General features: G+C 40.5%; 13 protein-coding genes. 7 read left to right on the forward strand and 6 right to left on the reverse strand.

Translation table 11 applies throughout. The features are described from left to right. Positions 1–43: 43 nt before the first annotated feature. The 3 genes from EAX61_RS00755 to EAX61_RS00765 all read left to right on the forward strand — a co-directional run bounded on the left by EAX61_RS00755 (position 44) and on the right by EAX61_RS00765 (position 4,589). On the forward strand, positions 44–1,708 hold the full coding sequence (locus tag EAX61_RS00755) for a DUF885 domain-containing protein (protein ID WP_121915740.1): 1,665 nt from the start codon (positions 44–46) through the stop codon (positions 1,706–1,708). A 227-nt stretch (positions 1,709–1,935) separates the two neighbouring features. After that, positions 1,936–3,654: a GMC family oxidoreductase gene (locus tag EAX61_RS00760; protein WP_121915741.1), complete on the forward strand. Its 1,719-nt coding sequence runs from the start codon at positions 1,936–1,938 to the stop codon at positions 3,652–3,654. A 218-nt stretch (positions 3,655–3,872) separates the two neighbouring features. Continuing rightward, on the forward strand, positions 3,873–4,589 hold the full coding sequence (locus tag EAX61_RS00765) for a gluconate 2-dehydrogenase subunit 3 family protein (RefSeq protein ID WP_121915742.1): 717 nt from the start codon (positions 3,873–3,875) through the stop codon (positions 4,587–4,589). A 28-nt stretch (positions 4,590–4,617) separates the two neighbouring features. Here EAX61_RS00765 and EAX61_RS00770 read toward each other — a convergent pair whose 3' ends face one another. Continuing rightward, positions 4,618–5,790 (reverse strand): BamA/TamA family outer membrane protein, encoded by a 1,173-nt coding sequence (locus EAX61_RS00770; protein ID WP_121915987.1) that lies wholly within the window; start codon positions 5,788–5,790, stop codon positions 4,618–4,620. Positions 5,791–5,921: 131 nt separating this feature from the next. Here EAX61_RS00770 and EAX61_RS00775 point away from each other — a divergent pair, with 131 nt between their 5' ends. The 3 genes from EAX61_RS00775 to EAX61_RS00785 all read left to right on the forward strand — a co-directional run bounded on the left by EAX61_RS00775 (position 5,922) and on the right by EAX61_RS00785 (position 7,604). Next, complete coding sequence (locus tag EAX61_RS00775) at positions 5,922–6,374, forward strand: tRNA (cytidine(34)-2'-O)-methyltransferase (RefSeq protein ID WP_121915743.1); 453 nt, start codon at positions 5,922–5,924, stop codon at positions 6,372–6,374. Between the two features lie 8 nt (positions 6,375–6,382). After that, positions 6,383–6,910 carry a hypothetical protein gene (locus tag EAX61_RS00780; protein WP_121915744.1) on the forward strand — a complete coding sequence of 176 codons (528 nt, stop codon included), beginning with the start codon at positions 6,383–6,385 and terminating at the stop codon, positions 6,908–6,910. A gap of 73 nt (positions 6,911–6,983) precedes the next feature. Beyond that, positions 6,984–7,604 carry a hypothetical protein gene (locus EAX61_RS00785; protein ID WP_121915745.1) on the forward strand — a complete coding sequence of 207 codons (621 nt, stop codon included), beginning with the start codon at positions 6,984–6,986 and terminating at the stop codon, positions 7,602–7,604. 5 nt (positions 7,605–7,609) lie between these two features. Here EAX61_RS00785 and bshC read toward each other — a convergent pair whose 3' ends face one another. Beyond that, positions 7,610–9,205 (reverse strand): bacillithiol biosynthesis cysteine-adding enzyme BshC, encoded by a 1,596-nt coding sequence (gene bshC / locus EAX61_RS00790; RefSeq protein WP_121915746.1) that lies wholly within the window; start codon positions 9,203–9,205, stop codon positions 7,610–7,612. Between the two features lie 122 nt (positions 9,206–9,327). Between bshC and EAX61_RS00795 the strand changes: the two genes are divergently transcribed. Then, positions 9,328–11,826 carry a M14 metallopeptidase family protein gene (locus EAX61_RS00795; RefSeq protein ID WP_121915747.1) on the forward strand — a complete coding sequence of 833 codons (2,499 nt, stop codon included), beginning with the start codon at positions 9,328–9,330 and terminating at the stop codon, positions 11,824–11,826. A 192-nt stretch (positions 11,827–12,018) separates the two neighbouring features. On the opposite strand, the gene EAX61_RS00800 is transcribed toward EAX61_RS00795, so the two are convergent. The 4 genes from EAX61_RS00800 to ftsY all read right to left on the reverse strand — a co-directional run bounded on the left by EAX61_RS00800 (position 12,019) and on the right by ftsY (position 16,093). Continuing rightward, positions 12,019–13,266: a hypothetical protein gene (locus EAX61_RS00800; protein WP_121915748.1), complete on the reverse strand. Its 1,248-nt coding sequence runs from the start codon at positions 13,264–13,266 to the stop codon at positions 12,019–12,021. Between the two features lie 5 nt (positions 13,267–13,271). Next, entirely contained in the window at positions 13,272–14,624 is a 1,353-nt protein-coding gene (gene rimO / locus EAX61_RS00805; protein ID WP_121915749.1) for a 30S ribosomal protein S12 methylthiotransferase RimO, read from the reverse strand. 108 nt (positions 14,625–14,732) lie between these two features. Continuing rightward, complete coding sequence (locus tag EAX61_RS00810; RefSeq protein WP_121915750.1) at positions 14,733–15,074, reverse strand: hypothetical protein; 342 nt, start codon at positions 15,072–15,074, stop codon at positions 14,733–14,735. 65 nt (positions 15,075–15,139) lie between these two features. Next, the gene (gene ftsY / locus EAX61_RS00815) at positions 15,140–16,093 is read right to left on the reverse strand and encodes a signal recognition particle-docking protein FtsY (RefSeq protein ID WP_121915751.1); all 954 of its coding nucleotides are present in this window, start codon (positions 16,091–16,093) and stop codon (positions 15,140–15,142) included. Between the last annotated feature and the right edge of the window lie 41 nt (positions 16,094–16,134).

The raw sequence follows: 16,134 nt of genomic DNA on the forward strand, positions 1-16,134 counted from the left end.
GGTTGCATATAATACATTAACTTTACTAGACAACCATCGTCTTATGAAAACATTTAATGCATTCCTTTATCTTTTATTAGTTCTCCTGTTAAGTTGTCAAGATGACCATAAACAACAAGCTACTTCCTCACAAGAATACGCCTCTACGCAGTATGACGATGTAGTATCGCTGTTTCACGAGTGGCGCGCTTTTGAGAATCCACCATTATTAGAGGGTGCTCCAGATTATACGGTATCTACTTTCAAAAAACGCTTACCACGGTTTAAAGAGTTGCAATCTCAATTAAAAGCAATTGACACCTCAAACTGGCCAGTAAATCAGCAGGTAGATTGGATGATCATTTGGGCCGAAATGAACGGATACGACTTTAACCAGCGAGTCTTAAAACCCTGGACGCGGGACCCAGCCTTTTACAAGGCTGTCTGGTCTAATCGTAGTGATGTTCCAGCTCACGAAGGACCAACGAACCACGGCACCACAGAGTTATGGACCTACGAGTTTCCACTATCAGTAATTGAAAGAGAACGCTTCTTATCGGACCTTAAGAAAATAAAACCCTTAAATAAGCAGGCGCAAAAAAATCTAACGGGCAATGCTCGTGACCTTTGGATAACAGGAATAAGAGATATTAAACATCAAAGTACTGTTTTAAGAGGTTTAAAAGAACAAGATTACATAAAAAGTGATACGGAAATTGTCGCAATAATCAACGAAGCCATAACTTCCACAGATGAGTTTGTGAGTTGGCTAGAAACCGAATCCAAATCTAAAACCGGTCCCTCGGGAATAGGAAAGGAAAATTACACTTGGTATTTACAAAATGTACATCTCGTTCCATTAACTTGGGAAGATGAAGTGATGATTTTAAAACGCGAGCTTGCTCGCGCTTGGTCCACTCTCAAATTAGAGGAACATCGCAATAGAAAGTTACCTGAGCTGGTTGACGCAAGTTCTCCGGAATCCTACAATAAAATGGCAGATGAAGCTGCAAAAAGCTTGATGAACTTCTTAGATAATGAGGATATCGTAACAGTAAAACCATATTTTGATCCTGCCCTACGTGAGCATTTAGGGGAATTTATCCCTGAGGAAAAACGAAACTTTTTCTCAATAGGTGAGCATTATGATCCTAGACCTTTATATTCCCATTTTTACCACTGGTTTGAACTTGCCAGGATGGATAATGAGCCTAACAAAAGTGAAGTTCGTAAAGGTCCTGTACTATACAACATCTATGATTCTAGAAATGAAGGCACCGCTACTGCCGTAGAGGAAATGTTTATGCACGCTGGATTGTATGAAGACAGCCCACGGTCGAGAGAGATTGTATATATTATGATTGCCCAACGTGCGGCTAGAGGCCTTGGGTCTTTATATGCTCACGCAAACGAAATGACAATGGAAGAAGCTGGTTCAATTCACAGTGAATACACGCCACGTGGGTGGATGAAAACCGAAAAAGAGCTTCTCATTTTTGAGCAACATTTGTATTTACGTCAGCCAGGTTATGGCACTAGCTATATTACTGGAAAATATCTTTTAGAACAAGCGATGGCAGATTATGCCAAACTCAAAGAGACCAAAAATGAACTCTTTGTATTAAAGGATTTTTTTGATGCGCTTAATAGTGCCGGAAACATCCCTATTGCTTTGGTAAACTGGGAAATGACTGGGAATAAGGAAGGACTCAATTTGATCATAGAGTAAACGCTTTTTATATCTATTTCTTTTCCTTGATTTTGAAAATTAAAAAGAATGAGGCATTCTTAAAATTTAGCGCTCATATTTAAGTATTAGTACTCCCATCAGCACTGTATGATTGTCACCTTATGATTTGTGATAGTTACGCTTTCGCGAAAACTTGTTCCGAATTTATTTCGGGAGCCTACAACTCCTAATTATTTCTTAAATTACAGGAATCAAATTTACTTTCTATGCAAATCAAAGAATCTCCGGACGTGTATGATGTAATTATCGTAGGTTCTGGAGCGGGTGGCGGGATGGCTACCAAGCAACTTGCAGATGCAGGTTTTAACATAGCCGTGGTTGAAGCAGGACCTTTTTTTGACCCCGCAGATCCCAAAACAATGACCCAGATGAAATGGCCCCACGCTTCTCCCAGACGCGGTGCGGGGACAGATAGAGCCTTTGGCGAATTTGATATGGCCTACGGAGGCTGGGAAATAGAAGGTGAACCATATACCCACGAGCCAGGAACAGACTTCAGATGGTTTCGCTCCCATATGTTAGGGGGAAGGACAAATCATTGGGGACGGATTTCTCTACGTTTTGGTCCAAAAGATTTTAAAGGAAAAACACGTGACGGTTATGGTGAAGACTGGCCACTAGGTTATGATGACGTAAAACCGTATTACGATAAAGTTGATAAGTTGATCGGGGTCTTCGGCACAAATGAAGGGCTAGAGAATGACCCGGATGGTTTCTTCCTACCACCGCCAAAACCACGTTTACACGAGCTTTTTTATATAAAAGGAGCTAGAAAATCTGGAGTTCCTGTAATCCCGAGCAGGATGTCTATGCTTACCAAACGTATTAATAATGAGCGTGGCGTTTGTTTTTATTGCGGGCAGTGCTCCCGCTCCTGCTCTGCCTATGCAGATTTTTCTTCAGGAAGTTGCCTTATTTTCCCAGCACAGAAAAGCGGTGGGAAAGTTCGCTTATATACAAATTCTGTGGTACGTGAAGTAACGACTAATGAGGAAGGGAAAGCAACTGGAGTTTCTTACATCAGTAAGGATGACCGTAAAGAATATAAATTAAAGGCGCGCGTAGTAGTGCTCGCCGCTTCGGCGTGTAGCTCAGCTCGTATCTTATTAAATAGCAAAAGTAAGCAACACCCTAACGGATTAGGAAATAGTTCTGACGTGGTGGGTAAATATCTGCACGATTCTACGGGTTCTAGTCGCGCTGGGTTTATACCCGCTTTGATGAACCGCAAACCCTCATACAATGAAGACGGCGTGGGCGGACTGCACGTATACTCACCCTGGTGGGGCGATAATTCCAAGCTGGATTTCCCGCGTGGCTACCACATCGAAGTTTGGGGCGGTATGGGAATGCCTAGTTATGGTTTTGGCTTTAATGCAAATGAGTTTAATAAATTCTTCGGCACAAAGGTGGGCGGTTATGGTGATGTACTTCGTGATGATGTAAAGAAATATTATGGTGCCGTAGTTGGGATGGCTGGACGTGGAGAAGGTATTGCCCGCAAGGATAATTACTGTGAGATAGATAAAACCACAGTAGACCAGTTTGGAATTCCAGTCCTCAAATTCAATTATAAATGGAGTGATTTAGAACGTAGGCAGGCGACGCATATGCAACAAACCTTTGAAGAAATCATTCATAATATGGGTGGTGAAGTTTTGGGCGATCGTCCTGGCGGGCCCGATAATGGGCTCAACAAGCCTGGCGAAATCATTCACGAGGTAGGAACTACACGTATGGGCAATGACCCGAAAACGAGTGTTACTAATAAATACAATCAACTGCACGATGTAGATAATGTGTTCATCGTAGATGCTGGACCTTTTGTCTCTCAAGCAGATAAAAACTGTACGTGGACAATACTGGCGCTCTCGTGGCGAGCGAGTGATTATATTATTGAGCAGTTAAAGGCGCAGAATATCTAGAGAAGTTGAAGATGAATTTGAGGCCTAATTAAAGGTGGTTGAATTATTTTAGCCGTAGTAATAGCGTAGGCTAAAATTGTATGGAAACTACTGGAACTGGATTAAATTATGTTGTTTACGCTTTCGCGAAAGCGTGAAAAGAAAACTATAACAAGTTACCCGCCAAAGTTTATGCTGAGTGTAGACGAAGTGCGGGTATGACAAAGAAATCCTATAATATGGACAGAAGAAAAAGTATACAAGCAATGCTGTTAGGAACGGGAGCCGTGGCTCTAGGTTTGCATAGTTGCGTAGGTGAAGGAGAACCTGAAATAGAACAGCAAATTATTGAGAGTGCCGATGGGTATTTTGGCCGTACACCAGAAGAGTTAGAACGCATCGAAAAACTGAATGCGGAGGAACTTTTTAACGATCACGAACTAGAAACCATTGCCGTTTTGAGTGAAGTCATTCTGCCCCCAAAACCCAAAGTAGGCGGTCCGCTAGAGGCTGGCGTGCCAGAATTTATTGAGTTTATGGGTAAAGATAGACCTAGGATGCAGAATACGCTTTTGGGTGGATTGCTTTGGCTTGATAGTCAGTCGCGAGAATTATTTGATAAAGAATTCAAGTCGCTTGAACTCGAGCAACAAAAGCAGATACTCGATCCTATAGCTTTTTATGACCCAGAAATACCTTCTTACAAACGCCCTTTTGAAATTCAATGGTTTAGCTTGATGCGCAATCTTACGGTCACAGGGTATTACACTTCTGAAATGGGGATTAAAGATTTGGGATATAAAGGAAATCAACCTAATGTCTGGGATGGCGTGCCTCAAGACGTGCTAGATCAACACGGCGTAGCTTACGATCCTGAGTGGATTGCAAAGTGTATTGATCAGAGTACGCGTGGTGATATTGCAACTTGGGATGAGAATGGGAATTTGCTTACCTGAAACTGCGCTCCAGAAATGTATTAGTATTTTAGAATGCCTCGGCAATACTTAGATAAAATTCGTTCGACCCTCTCCCGAAGCCAGCGTCAAAACGAAGATTTAGCCTTTCTTCTTTGTCTATCATAAAACGAAGACCCGCTCCATACGAAGGTTTGATATTTTTGAACTGAAAATTTTCCACGTGGTTGTAAACATCTCCAGCACCTGCAAAGGCAACTGCTCCCCAACGTGAATTTTTAAACGTCTTCCTATATTCAACCTGGCTTGCTAGCAAGTCACGGTCTACGTATCGACCCTCACGGTATCCTCTCATAATCTCACTTCCTCCCAAAAATGAGAATTCGGAAAAAGGTAGGCCGCCACGCGTAAATCTTCCTACAAATTGAAAAGCAAGTACATCATCATTGTTATCAAAGGGTTTTACAAAATGTCTCAAATCAAAACGTGTGAGGTCAAAATTATGCGTACCTCCAAGCGCCTTAAAATACTCGCCACGAGTAAATTCAAGGTACCAGCCGTTTTGTGCATTGAGTACATTGTTTCTGCTATCATATAGAACCGCAGCTTCTGCTCCCAATGATGTTGAACCATCAAAACCTGTAAGCCTTTCTTGATCTATGAGTCCACCTTGTTCTATTTCTGTTTTGTAAATATGGTTATAACGAACTCCAGCACCTATGAAGAGATATCTAGCAAATGCCTGTTTTAAAAAAATAGGTTCTACAAGAAGCTGATAATAATTATACTCCTCCTCTGCACTTTCTGGTGAGTTTGTGCCGAGACCATAATACAATCGAGGGTAGTTTTGAAATAGAATATTTCCCTCAATAACCCACTTTTCTTGGTTTGTAAAAATCTCAAAACCAGAGTAAAGAAAAAATTGGCTATTAAGTGTATACTGGAGCGTGATGGGCATATTAGAAACACGAGTTTCTTCTCCACTACCATTGAATTTAAATAGAAACTTGGCCCCGGTGCCAAAAGCAAAATTTGTCTCTGGACTATAACTTACTACTGGTGCGGCGATAAACTTAGACAGATATAAGGTAGAATCTCTCTCAACAGCTTTCTTGTTAGGATAGATTGTAAAAAAGTCTTTTAATTTTTCAAAGTTTTGAGCCTTTAATCCACTAGACAGTCCTAAAGTAAACAAGACTACAATCCCGTAAGAGATTAATGAAGAAGCATAATTTCTATTCAAAGTACTATTTTTGGCTAAAGATAACAAGGTAAGCTGGACAGACAGAACCTTGATTCGCTTTTGTGAAAATATTAATATCTCTTTAGATCCTTGAGAAGGTCATACATCCAGAATAAATTTACGCCTTTCCTATGCTTAATATAGTCCTCATTCATCCAGAAATACCAAATAACACAGGAAATATAGGTCGTCTAGCGTTGGGGTCTGGGTGCAGATTACACTTGGTAAAACCCTTTGGTTTTGAGATAGACGATACACGTTTAAAGCGGGCTGGACTCGACTACTGGAAGCATTTAGATGTGCAGTATTATGAGAATATTGATATATTTTTTGAGCAACACGCTTTCGCGAAAATGGCTTTCCTTTCCAGTCATGGCACAAAATCACATTATGAAATTCCCTTTGAAGATGAACTGTTTCTCGTTTTTGGGAAGGAGTCTAAAGGATTACCCTCAGAGATTACCCAGAAATATCCAGATCAACTATATACCATCCCGATGTTTAGTGAGCACATTAGGAGTTTTAATCTAGCAAATGCTGTAGGGATTGTGGTGTATGAGGGGATTAGGCAGTTGGCAAAATAATCATAATTATGAAATATATTTTTAACCTATTATTCCTGATTTGTTGCACACTTACATATGGTCAAGATACTTTATCTCTTAAAAAACTTTCCTATGAAAATAATCTAGCTTACAGCGACATAGACGATAATTTATTTACAGGAGTGGCGCAAAAGGTCAGAAAAAATGGACACGTCGTGTTCGAAGAATTGTATCGTGATGGAGTGATTTTGGAATATCGAGAATATTATAATTTTCACAGCAAAACCCTTGCAAAAAAAATACACTATCATGAAGAAAATCCGTTTAGGAAAAAAGAACAAATACGATACTACACAAATAACAAAGACTCCATTACCGAATACACTTTTTACGATAAAAACCAATTAAAGACTCTAGTCAAACGGTACAGAGACACAACTTTAATATATAGTATACCCTACCTCAATGGTAAAAAAAATGGACAAGAGTTTTGTTTTGATAATGAAGGAAAACCAATGATTACCGAGTTTGTTAATGGTAAGAAGGTCGAAAAACAAAAAATACCACTTCCCTAATTCATAGAGATCATTCACTCATTACTCCGCTATAAGCGCCCTTAATAGACTTACTTTTACCAAAAATAAGAATATGAGAATAATACTTATTCTATTTTATTTCTTAAGCTTTACAGTTGCTAATGCACAGAACTGGAGTGTAATAAATGCTGACTTAAACTTATCAGACTCTCTAACCTTTCCTACTGAAATTAGAATATATCAAGGCGGAGGGATTACGAACTATAATTCCGTTTTCAGAATGTATGAAGATGGCCCAAACAATTGGACCGCTGAGTTTCACGAACATTGGACAAAAATAGACGGAGTTATGGATAAGAAAATTGCAAAAAGAAATATTCAATCTAAGAGCGATATAGAGTATGTGCACTTAAACATACGTAGAAGCTACATATATAATTTACCAAGTCGAAAGGATATACAATGGAAACTAATGCAAAGAGGCGAAATAAAAAAAGTAGAACGATTTAAGCGTGGTAAAACAATACAAGAGTATGACATATTAAGCAAGGTTATTATGCCACTGGACGGAACAGGGTATTATTTCCAAGCTAAAAGTCCTTACGAATCTAACGAATTTGAATTTGGAAATCCAGAAAGATTTAAAGAACTATATCCAGAAATTGATGAACCAAAATATGTATGTGAATTAATCGAAATAATTCGTTCTGAATTTGGAATCTGGCAGAAGTAGAACCTCTACAAAGTAACCACAGTAAACTCCCCACCCAGCGGCTCTAGCGCATTGACCAACTCAGGTATCAAATCCTCTCCAAACTCTAGATAGAACTCTGCAAAGTTCGTATTACGCTCCTGCAAGCTTTGCATTGGGAATACGTCATTTTGTAAATCTACAAGGCGTTGTACGTGATCGCTTAGTTTGCGTTTCTGGGCGCGCAAGAGTCTAGATTCAAGATTATCTAGACCTTTAAGTTGTTTTACTTCCTGAGCTTTTACTGCTCCTTTGAAAGAAGCATCGGTCTCACCGGCAATGAGATATAGCGCTCTAAACTGTTCTTTTAAAAAGCTGCGCTGCTCAGAAAAGTCTATCTCAATATTAGATATCGCTCTTATCTTTCGGTTAATGAGTTCGTTTTGTTTTAAGAATAAGTTTGGTAACGATACTCCTAGGCTTTCGGCTTTCTTGCGATGTTTTTCGGTACGTATTAATACCGAGTTACGCAGTAATAATGTGGGAAATGGCACTCCTACTTCTTCAAAATACGTTTTGAGTTGAAACCAATACGCCAGCTCTCCTCCTCCACCTATGTAGCAAAGGTTTGGTAAGATTACTTCTTGAAAAAGTGGTCTTAGTAATGCATTTGGCGAGAATCGTTCTGGATGGTTTTCTAGTTCGCTGAGTATTTCACTTTCGCTTAAGCGGACATCCATATCATTCACCACATACACATCATCCATTTTAATAATGCGTTCTCGAATGCCATCCTTAATGTAAAATAAATTTATCTCTCGAGGATGCACTTGTTCTGGATATCCCAACTCGGTAAGTTGTGCCGTTTGTTCTGTCACTTTCTTATGAGAAATTTCTTCTAGTAATTCTCGTTTTACGTAAGGAGTAAAAAGTGATTTGAGTCCAGCATCGTTACCATCTACGATAATGAGTCCGTAGTCTTTAAAAAGTTCATTAGCCAGATATCGCGTGGCATCTGCCAGATTGTTGTGATTGAGATAAGTATTTTCAAATAAGTCTGATAGAAACTGAGCATTTTTTGAAGAGCCTAATTGCGCTTTAAAAAGCTCCAAAACTTCAGCTAGCCCTTGGGTGGAGAGTTCTCCGACGGCACCGCTGGCTTCTCTATTCCACTGCACTTTCTTTCCTTGGAAGTTAAAATAATTTATTTCGTCAAAATCGTGATCCTCCGTTGCCATCCAGTATACGGGAATATAATGACGCGTTTCATCTTTTTCAGATAGTTCCTTGCAGAGATTAATGACGGAAATGATTTTATACAAAAAATAAAGTGGTCCCGTAAAAAGATTGAGTTGATGACCTGTGGTTATGGTGAAGCTATTTTCTTCGGCGAGACGTTCTAGGTTTAAAAGTGTCTCTGCAGAGGTGTCTGTGTTCTTGTATTGCTCAAGTAGAGCTGAATGTAACCGCTTTCGCGAAAGCGTAGAAAAGAAATCTCCCTTTTCGTCCGCCTGCGCTATTAAATTATCTACCGAAGGGAATCTATGATAAAAGGATTTTAAGGCATCATTTTGATCCAAATAATCACAAATAAGCTTCGAAAAATACCCCGTTTCTCGGTACGGCAGACAGTCGGTAGGCATATAAAATGGTTTAGTATGTAAATATAAAAGGTGCAAATAGCGGTGTTTCCCAAATTTACGTTAAAACGCCGATTTCTTCCGCCTTGATTTTAGTAGCTTTAGCATTCATAAAAACCAACCGTATGCGTACTTATTTAAGCCTGTTTGTCGCTGTATTCCTAACCACATTACTTACCGCTCAAATCCAATCTCCCGCCGAATTTTTAGGCTATGAAATAGGCACCGAGTTCTCTCGGCACGCAGACGTGGTGCGCTACTTTGAACATGTTGCTGAAAATAGTGATCTAGTGACTTACCATCAGTACGGAAAAACGAATGAGCGCAGACCACTTACGTATGCTGTAGTTACAAGTAAGGCAAATCACAATAATCTAGATAATATTCGTAAGACAAACCTTGAGCAAACGGGGATTTTAAGCGGGAATGCTCAAGCCAGAGGTGACAAAGCTATCGTATGGCTCTCCTATAATGTTCACGGCAATGAAGCCTCCTCAACCGAAGCATCTATGGTTACATTGTATGATCTTGTAACTAAAAAGCAAGCGTGGCTAGAAAACACAGTGGTCATTATAGACCCTTGTGTAAATCCAGACGGACGTGACCGCTATGCAAACTGGTACAACCAAGTAAAATCCACACCCTACGACCCTCTACAAGTGGCCGCCGAACACAACGAGCCGTGGCCGGGAGGACGTCCCAACCACTACCTCTTTGATCTCAACCGTGACTGGATGTGGGCGTCTCAAGTAGAGTCTCAGGCACGTTTAAAAATTTATAATAAGTGGATGCCACACGTACATGTAGATTTTCACGAGCAGGGCATAAACAATCCTTATTACTTTGCTCCCGCCGCAGAGCCGTACCACGAAGTGATTACAGATTTTCAACGAGATTTCCAGACGACCATTGGGAAGAATCATGCAAGATATTTTGACGAGCAGGGATGGTTATTTTTTACAAAAGAACGTTTTGATCTATTGTATCCCAGTTATGGAGACACTTACCCTATTTTTATGGGAGCCATTGGGATGACCTATGAACAGGCTGGTCACGGGATGGCAGGTCTCGGAATCAATACAGATGAGGGTTATGAACTCACTCTAGTGGATCGCGTTGCGCATCACAAGACCACAGGACTCTCCACTGTTGAAGTTGCTTATAATAACGTAGACAAACTCAACACAGAATTTTCAAGTTTCTTTAAAAATGACAACTTGAAATATAAGAGCTACGTCCTGTCTGGAAATATGGACAACTTAAAGACACTAGCAAACTTACTTGACAAACACGAAATCAAATACGGTTTTACCACAAAAGGAAAAGCATCTGGTTTTAGCTATGCATCAAACGGTCAGGGAAGTATGAACTATGATATGGCAATGGTGGTAAGTACGAATCAACCCAAAGGTAAAATGGTGAAAGTACTTATGGAGCCAAATGCTAAATTAAGCAACCCGCTCACCTATGACATCACCGCCTGGAGTTTGCCACACGCCTACGGTCTTGATGCTGTTGCAAGTACTTCGCTTATAACCGCAAACGCATCAAGTCCATTTAAAACACAGAATACTGTTCTTACGCCAAATGCTGCAGGATACATCGCAAAATGGGATAGTATGGAAGACGCACAATTCCTCGCCTCACTTTTAAAAGAAGGCATCAAAGTGCGTTTTTCTGAAAAACCCTTTTCCAGCAATGGGCAGGATTTTGACCGAGGGTCACTCATCATTACTAAAAGTGATAACCGTACTAATGAAAACTTTACAACAATCGTAGGGCAACTTGCGGTAAAGCATAATAGAAATGTTGTGGCAACTCCTAGCTCGTTTGCAACCTCAGGTCCAGATTTTGGCTCTCCAGATGTAAAGCTTATTAATCCGCCCAGGATTGCACTCCTTAAAGGTGACGGAACGTCTAGCTTGAGTTATGGGGCAACGTGGCACTTCTTTGAACAAACGCTTCATTATCCTGTAACGTCCATAGACACAGGCAGTATGGGTCGTGTTTCTCTAAATCAATTTGATGTGCTCATTATGCCTAGTGGATGGTATGGAAGCGTTCTAAATGATAGCGCTTTAGATAAAGTAAAAGACTTCGTACGTGGTGGCGGGAAAATTATTGCAATAGGTAGCGCGGTAGGAAGTTTTGCAGGTAAATCTGGTTTTAGCTTAAAGCGAAATAGTACCTCTAACGATGAAGATAGTGAAGACGAAATAAGTAGTGATAACCTCACACCCTATTCAGAACGTGAATCCTCAAGCACCACAAATTTTATAACAGGAGCTATTTTTAAAACCAAAGTAGACAAAACACACCCAATGGCCTACGGCTATGGAGATACTTATTATACCTTAAAGTTGGGAAGCAGTTCTTATAAATATTTAGATAACGGTTATAATGTTGCCTGGATTCCTGAAGAAGTAACCAGTGTTTCTGGATTTGCCGGTGACAGTGCAAAAGCAAAACTGAGCAAATCCTTAATTTTTGGAGAAGAGCGTATGGGAAGTGGTAGCATCATCTATATGGTGGACGACCCACTTTTTAGAGCCTTCTGGCAAAATGGGAAGTTGTTCTTTACGAATGCTATCTTCTTTGCAAATAATAATAGGTTTCGATTGTAGGAGTATTGCTTTTGAACTCGGAGGTTTCGATACAACTCCCAAACCCTGAACGTTGTTCAAGATTTGTAAACCACTCGACCACCTTAGATTGCTATATTAAACAGCATAATCTAAGGTGCTTGAGTGGTTTTTTAAAAATGCGACAAGGATTTTTAAAAAATTGTATCGAAACCTCCGACTTGGAATGAAAACCTAATTTATTTTAAACGAAACCATCTTCACTTGAGAAGCGTCATCTTCTAAATCTGTCCACGCCACAAAAACGGTTTTTCCAGCAACTTCGAGTTGTGGGAATCCGCTCTGTCGCTCTGAAGATGTGTTTGTAATCGTGATAGGCTCTTCGTGGTGCCCATCTTTATAAACTCGCGCAACTTGCAGGACTACGTTTTCACCTTTTGGCTCCAGCCAAGAAACTAAAGCGCTCCCATCCCACAAGAATTGCGTGTCGACACGACCTATGGCATTGCCACTATCTATACGTATGGGTGCTCCAAATTTCTCGCCGTTAGTTATAGAAAATGCAGTCATCACACGAGGATTATCATTTGAAGCCGTAAACCACGAGACAACGACCTTTTCTTCTTGAGTATCAATAGCAGGACCATTTACGGGGCATCCTGTTAATTGCCAATTGTCATTTCCTATACTCTGTGGCGTGCTCCACTGCCCATCTACCCACCGCACGATGGTCATATCGCGCATCTCTGGTTTAGCATCAGAGCGGTCGCGATATACTACTATTGGTCCGTTCAAGGTTATTGCGGTAGCCGTATTACAACAATCACAAACGCGCGCATCGATTTCGGTTTCTTGAGAGATTTCCCCATCTAGACTTACAAACGCATTGCGCAACGTCATTTGGTTTTCTTCGGGATTTTCATTTTTTGTGTTTCGACCGTCGAGCCAACTCACATAAAACCCACCATCATAAGCCGCCGAAGAAACAAATCCGTGTTCGGCAGGAATGCCATCTGTATTGAGGAGGAAATTAGTTTTACGCTTTCGCGAAAGCGTACTTTCAGTACTATTCTCCGTACGATTGAACAAATGTAACTTCACATCGTAATCGTATGTACCCTCTGCCGATTTTTCCAGGATGTTTGTAAGTACCGTTTCTCCATTGACCGCAAGTGACGGGAAGTCTGCCCAGTTTACAAACCAGTCTGTTCCTGAAGTGATTGTTGCAGGAGTAGACCATTTTTCGTTTTCGTAAAAAGCATATTTCAGTATCGCGAGGCTGTCTTCTTGTTCAACCCAAGTCATATGCAGAACATCGTTTACCGCCTTTAATCGCGGTAAGTGCGATTTTCCTTGTGTGGGACTTTCTAAAGATTTTAGAACGATAGCGCTGGGTACGACCTCATCATAAGGCTCTATGGGTTTTGGTTTTTCTTTACAAGCTACTAGAAGAAAAACGAAAGCAAAAATGGCACAACGCATAGTCCCTACTTTTTTGCAGTGCGTTTTGCGTGTAAAGGTTGTGGCCTTTCGATTGCTACCAGTGGTTCTGCATATAAATCAAAATCTTCGGCCTCAGTGACTTTTACCATTGCATAGTCTCCCGTTTTTAGGTAAAATTTTGTCGCATCGACAAGTACCTCGTTGTCTACGTCTGGAGAGTCAAACTCGGTACGACCTATAAAGAAATTGCCTTCCTTACGGTCTACAACGATTTTAAATTCTTGACCTATCTTCTGTTGGTTAAGCTCCCAGGAAATTTGGCTTTGGATTTCCATAATCTGGTTTGCTCGATCCATTTTCATCTCTTCTGGGACATCATCTTCCAGATTAAAAGCGTGAGTGTTCTCCTCGTGAGAATATGTAAAACAACCTAAACGTTCAAAACGCTGGTCTTTTACCCACTGCTTCAACGTTTGGAAATCTTCTTCGGTTTCTCCAGGATACCCTACGATAAGTGTTGTGCGTATGGTCATCTCTGGTACGCTTTCGCGAAAGCGGTCTAACAGAGCATTTGTCTTTGCCATAGTAGTACCCCGGCGCATCGATTTTAGGATACTGTCAGAAATATGTTGTAAAGGGATATCAATGTAGTTACAAACTTTAGGCTCGCGTTTCATCACGTCCAGCACTTCCATCGGGAAGCCTGTAGGAAAGGCATAATGCAATCGTATCCACTCGATTCCCTCTACTTTTACAAGGTTTTCAAGGAGTTCTGCAAGGTTGCGCTTTTTATATAAATCGAGACCGTAATAGGTAAGGTCTTGTGCGATCAATATCAATTCTGAAACTCCGTTTGCAGCTAGTTTCTTTGCTTCTGTCACAAGATGCTCAATAGGTTTTGACTTGTGTCCACCACGCATAAGGGGTATGGCGCAGAATGAACACGGGCGATCACAGCCTTCGGCTATTTTTAGGTACGCATAATTTTTTGGGGTTGTCGTCACCCGTTCTCCTATGAGCTCGTGCTTATAATCTGCACCTAGTGCTTTTAATAATCCTGGCAATTCTGTGGTTCCAAAGTACTGATCTACATCAGGAATTTCTTTTTGAAGGTCCGGTTTGTAACGCTCAGAGAGGCATCCTGTTACAAAAACTTTATCCACATCTCCCTGCTCTTTTTGCCTTACGTATTCCAGAATGGTGTTTACAGATTCCTCTTTTGCATTGTCAATGAAACCGCAGGTATTTATCACGACAATATTACCCTCTTGCTCGTGTACCACATCCATCTCATTTGCTTTGAGCTGTCCCATAAGGACCTCGCTGTCATAAACATTTTTAGAACACCCGAGGGTGACTACGTTTATCTTGTTCTTTTTCAATGATTTGGTACGCATAGCCTAATTATTTTGGGAGTGCAAAGATACGGGGTTTCGGTACAAATGATATGGTCGTAACAACATTTATCTAAACCATAAAAATATATTGACTGTCGACTAGGTTTTTTATCCAAAAGGATTTATCCACATCAAAAACCCATAGATATAAAACTTCATAGATTCAAATACAAAGGCAGCAAGTACTGGCATCCACCATTTATTCGGATTATAATCTCCTTTAAGAAACTTCCAGACTAGCCAGATTATTACTAAATAAAAAGTAATAAATACGTAGCGCGGAAAAGATTCGTAAGCTGCTAAGTTTTTTGGGATTAATGGATTTGAGTCTACTGTGGCGTACGAATTGTAAATACTCCAAGCATTAACGATTATAAACCCAATTAATAACACCCTGAGCGTGCGCAAGGCAAGTTCAGGAAGCCAAGAAATGATGGTCTTGATATTCACTTAGTGATTTGGGTCTAACTCCAGAGTATTTTTCTCTCGAAGAGATTCCTTCCTTCGCAGGAATTTTACTTAAAAAAACTATCTACAAACTCAATCTTGTTAAATACTTGAAGATCTTCTATGCCCTCACCTACTCCTATATATTTTACAGGAATCTGGAACTGATCTGAGATGCCGATAACTACACCGCCTTTTGCGGTTCCATCCAGCTTTGTAACGGCTAGCGAAGTTACTTCTGTAGCGGCTGTAAATTGTTTTGCTTGTTCAAAGGCGTTTTGACCTGTAGAACCATCGAGTACTAGAAGTACGTCGTGAGGCGCATCTCCAATTACCTTTTGCATAACGCGCTTCACTTTTGTAAGCTCGTTCATCAGATTTACTTTGTTATGTAGTCTTCCTGCGGTATCAATAATTATTACATCTGCCCCCCGTGTTACTCCGCTCTCTAGTGCGTCAAAAGCAACCGATGCTGGGTCACTTCCCATACTTTGTTTTACAATAGGGACATCTACCCGATCTGCCCATACTTGAAGTTGGTCTATTGCCGCCGCCCTAAAGGTATCTCCAGCGCCTAAAACCACTTTAAGACCTTGTTTCTTAAATTGATAAGCTAGTTTCCCAATAGTGGTGGTCTTCCCTACTCCGTTTACGCCCACAACCATAATCACGTGAGGTTTTGTACCTGATGGGATTTCAAAATCGGTTGCATTACCGACGTTGGTCTCACTCAATAATCCTGCAATTTCTTCTCTTAAAATTTTATTGAGTTCGTCTGTACCTACATACTTATCTCTGGCTACGCGCTCCTCTATTCTGGTAATTACTTTAAGCGTAGTTTTTACTCCAACATCACTTGTTACGAGTACTTCTTCTAGATTATCTAGTACATCATCATCTACCTTTGACTTTCCAGCAACGGCTTTACTCATCTTATCAAAGAAACTTGTCTTGGTTTTCTCAAGACCCTTGTCTAAGGTTTCCTTTTTTTCTTTGGTAAAAATTTTTTTGAAGAAGCTCATTAGTTGGTTGGTTTAGGCATTATAATTAGGTTCTGGCAAAA

It is taken from the genome of Dokdonia sinensis (assembly GCF_003688895.1).
In the GTDB taxonomy this organism is placed as follows: domain Bacteria; phylum Bacteroidota; class Bacteroidia; order Flavobacteriales; family Flavobacteriaceae; genus Dokdonia; species Dokdonia sinensis.

Excerpts from the sequence above, each read along its gene's own strand:
- EAX61_RS00795 (WP_121915747.1), top strand. The coding sequence starts at position 9,328 with ATGCGTACTTATTTAAGCCTGTTTGTCGCTGTATTCCTAACCACATTA.
- EAX61_RS00780 (WP_121915744.1), top strand. The coding sequence starts at position 6,383 with ATGAAATATATTTTTAACCTATTATTCCTGATTTGTTGCACACTTACA.
- rimO (WP_121915749.1), bottom strand. The coding sequence starts at position 14,624 with ATGCGTACCAAATCATTGAAAAAGAACAAGATAAACGTAGTCACCCTC.
- ftsY (WP_121915751.1), bottom strand. The coding sequence starts at position 16,093 with ATGAGCTTCTTCAAAAAAATTTTTACCAAAGAAAAAAAGGAAACCTTA.
- EAX61_RS00800 (WP_121915748.1), bottom strand. The coding sequence starts at position 13,266 with ATGCGTTGTGCCATTTTTGCTTTCGTTTTTCTTCTAGTAGCTTGTAAA.
- bshC (WP_121915746.1), bottom strand. The coding sequence starts at position 9,205 with ATGCCTACCGACTGTCTGCCGTACCGAGAAACGGGGTATTTTTCGAAG.
- EAX61_RS00785 (WP_121915745.1), top strand. The coding sequence starts at position 6,984 with ATGAGAATAATACTTATTCTATTTTATTTCTTAAGCTTTACAGTTGCT.
- EAX61_RS00760 (WP_121915741.1), top strand. The coding sequence starts at position 1,936 with ATGCAAATCAAAGAATCTCCGGACGTGTATGATGTAATTATCGTAGGT.
- EAX61_RS00775 (WP_121915743.1), top strand. The coding sequence starts at position 5,922 with ATGCTTAATATAGTCCTCATTCATCCAGAAATACCAAATAACACAGGA.
- EAX61_RS00765 (WP_121915742.1), top strand. The coding sequence starts at position 3,873 with ATGGACAGAAGAAAAAGTATACAAGCAATGCTGTTAGGAACGGGAGCC.
- EAX61_RS00755 (WP_121915740.1), top strand. The coding sequence starts at position 44 with ATGAAAACATTTAATGCATTCCTTTATCTTTTATTAGTTCTCCTGTTA.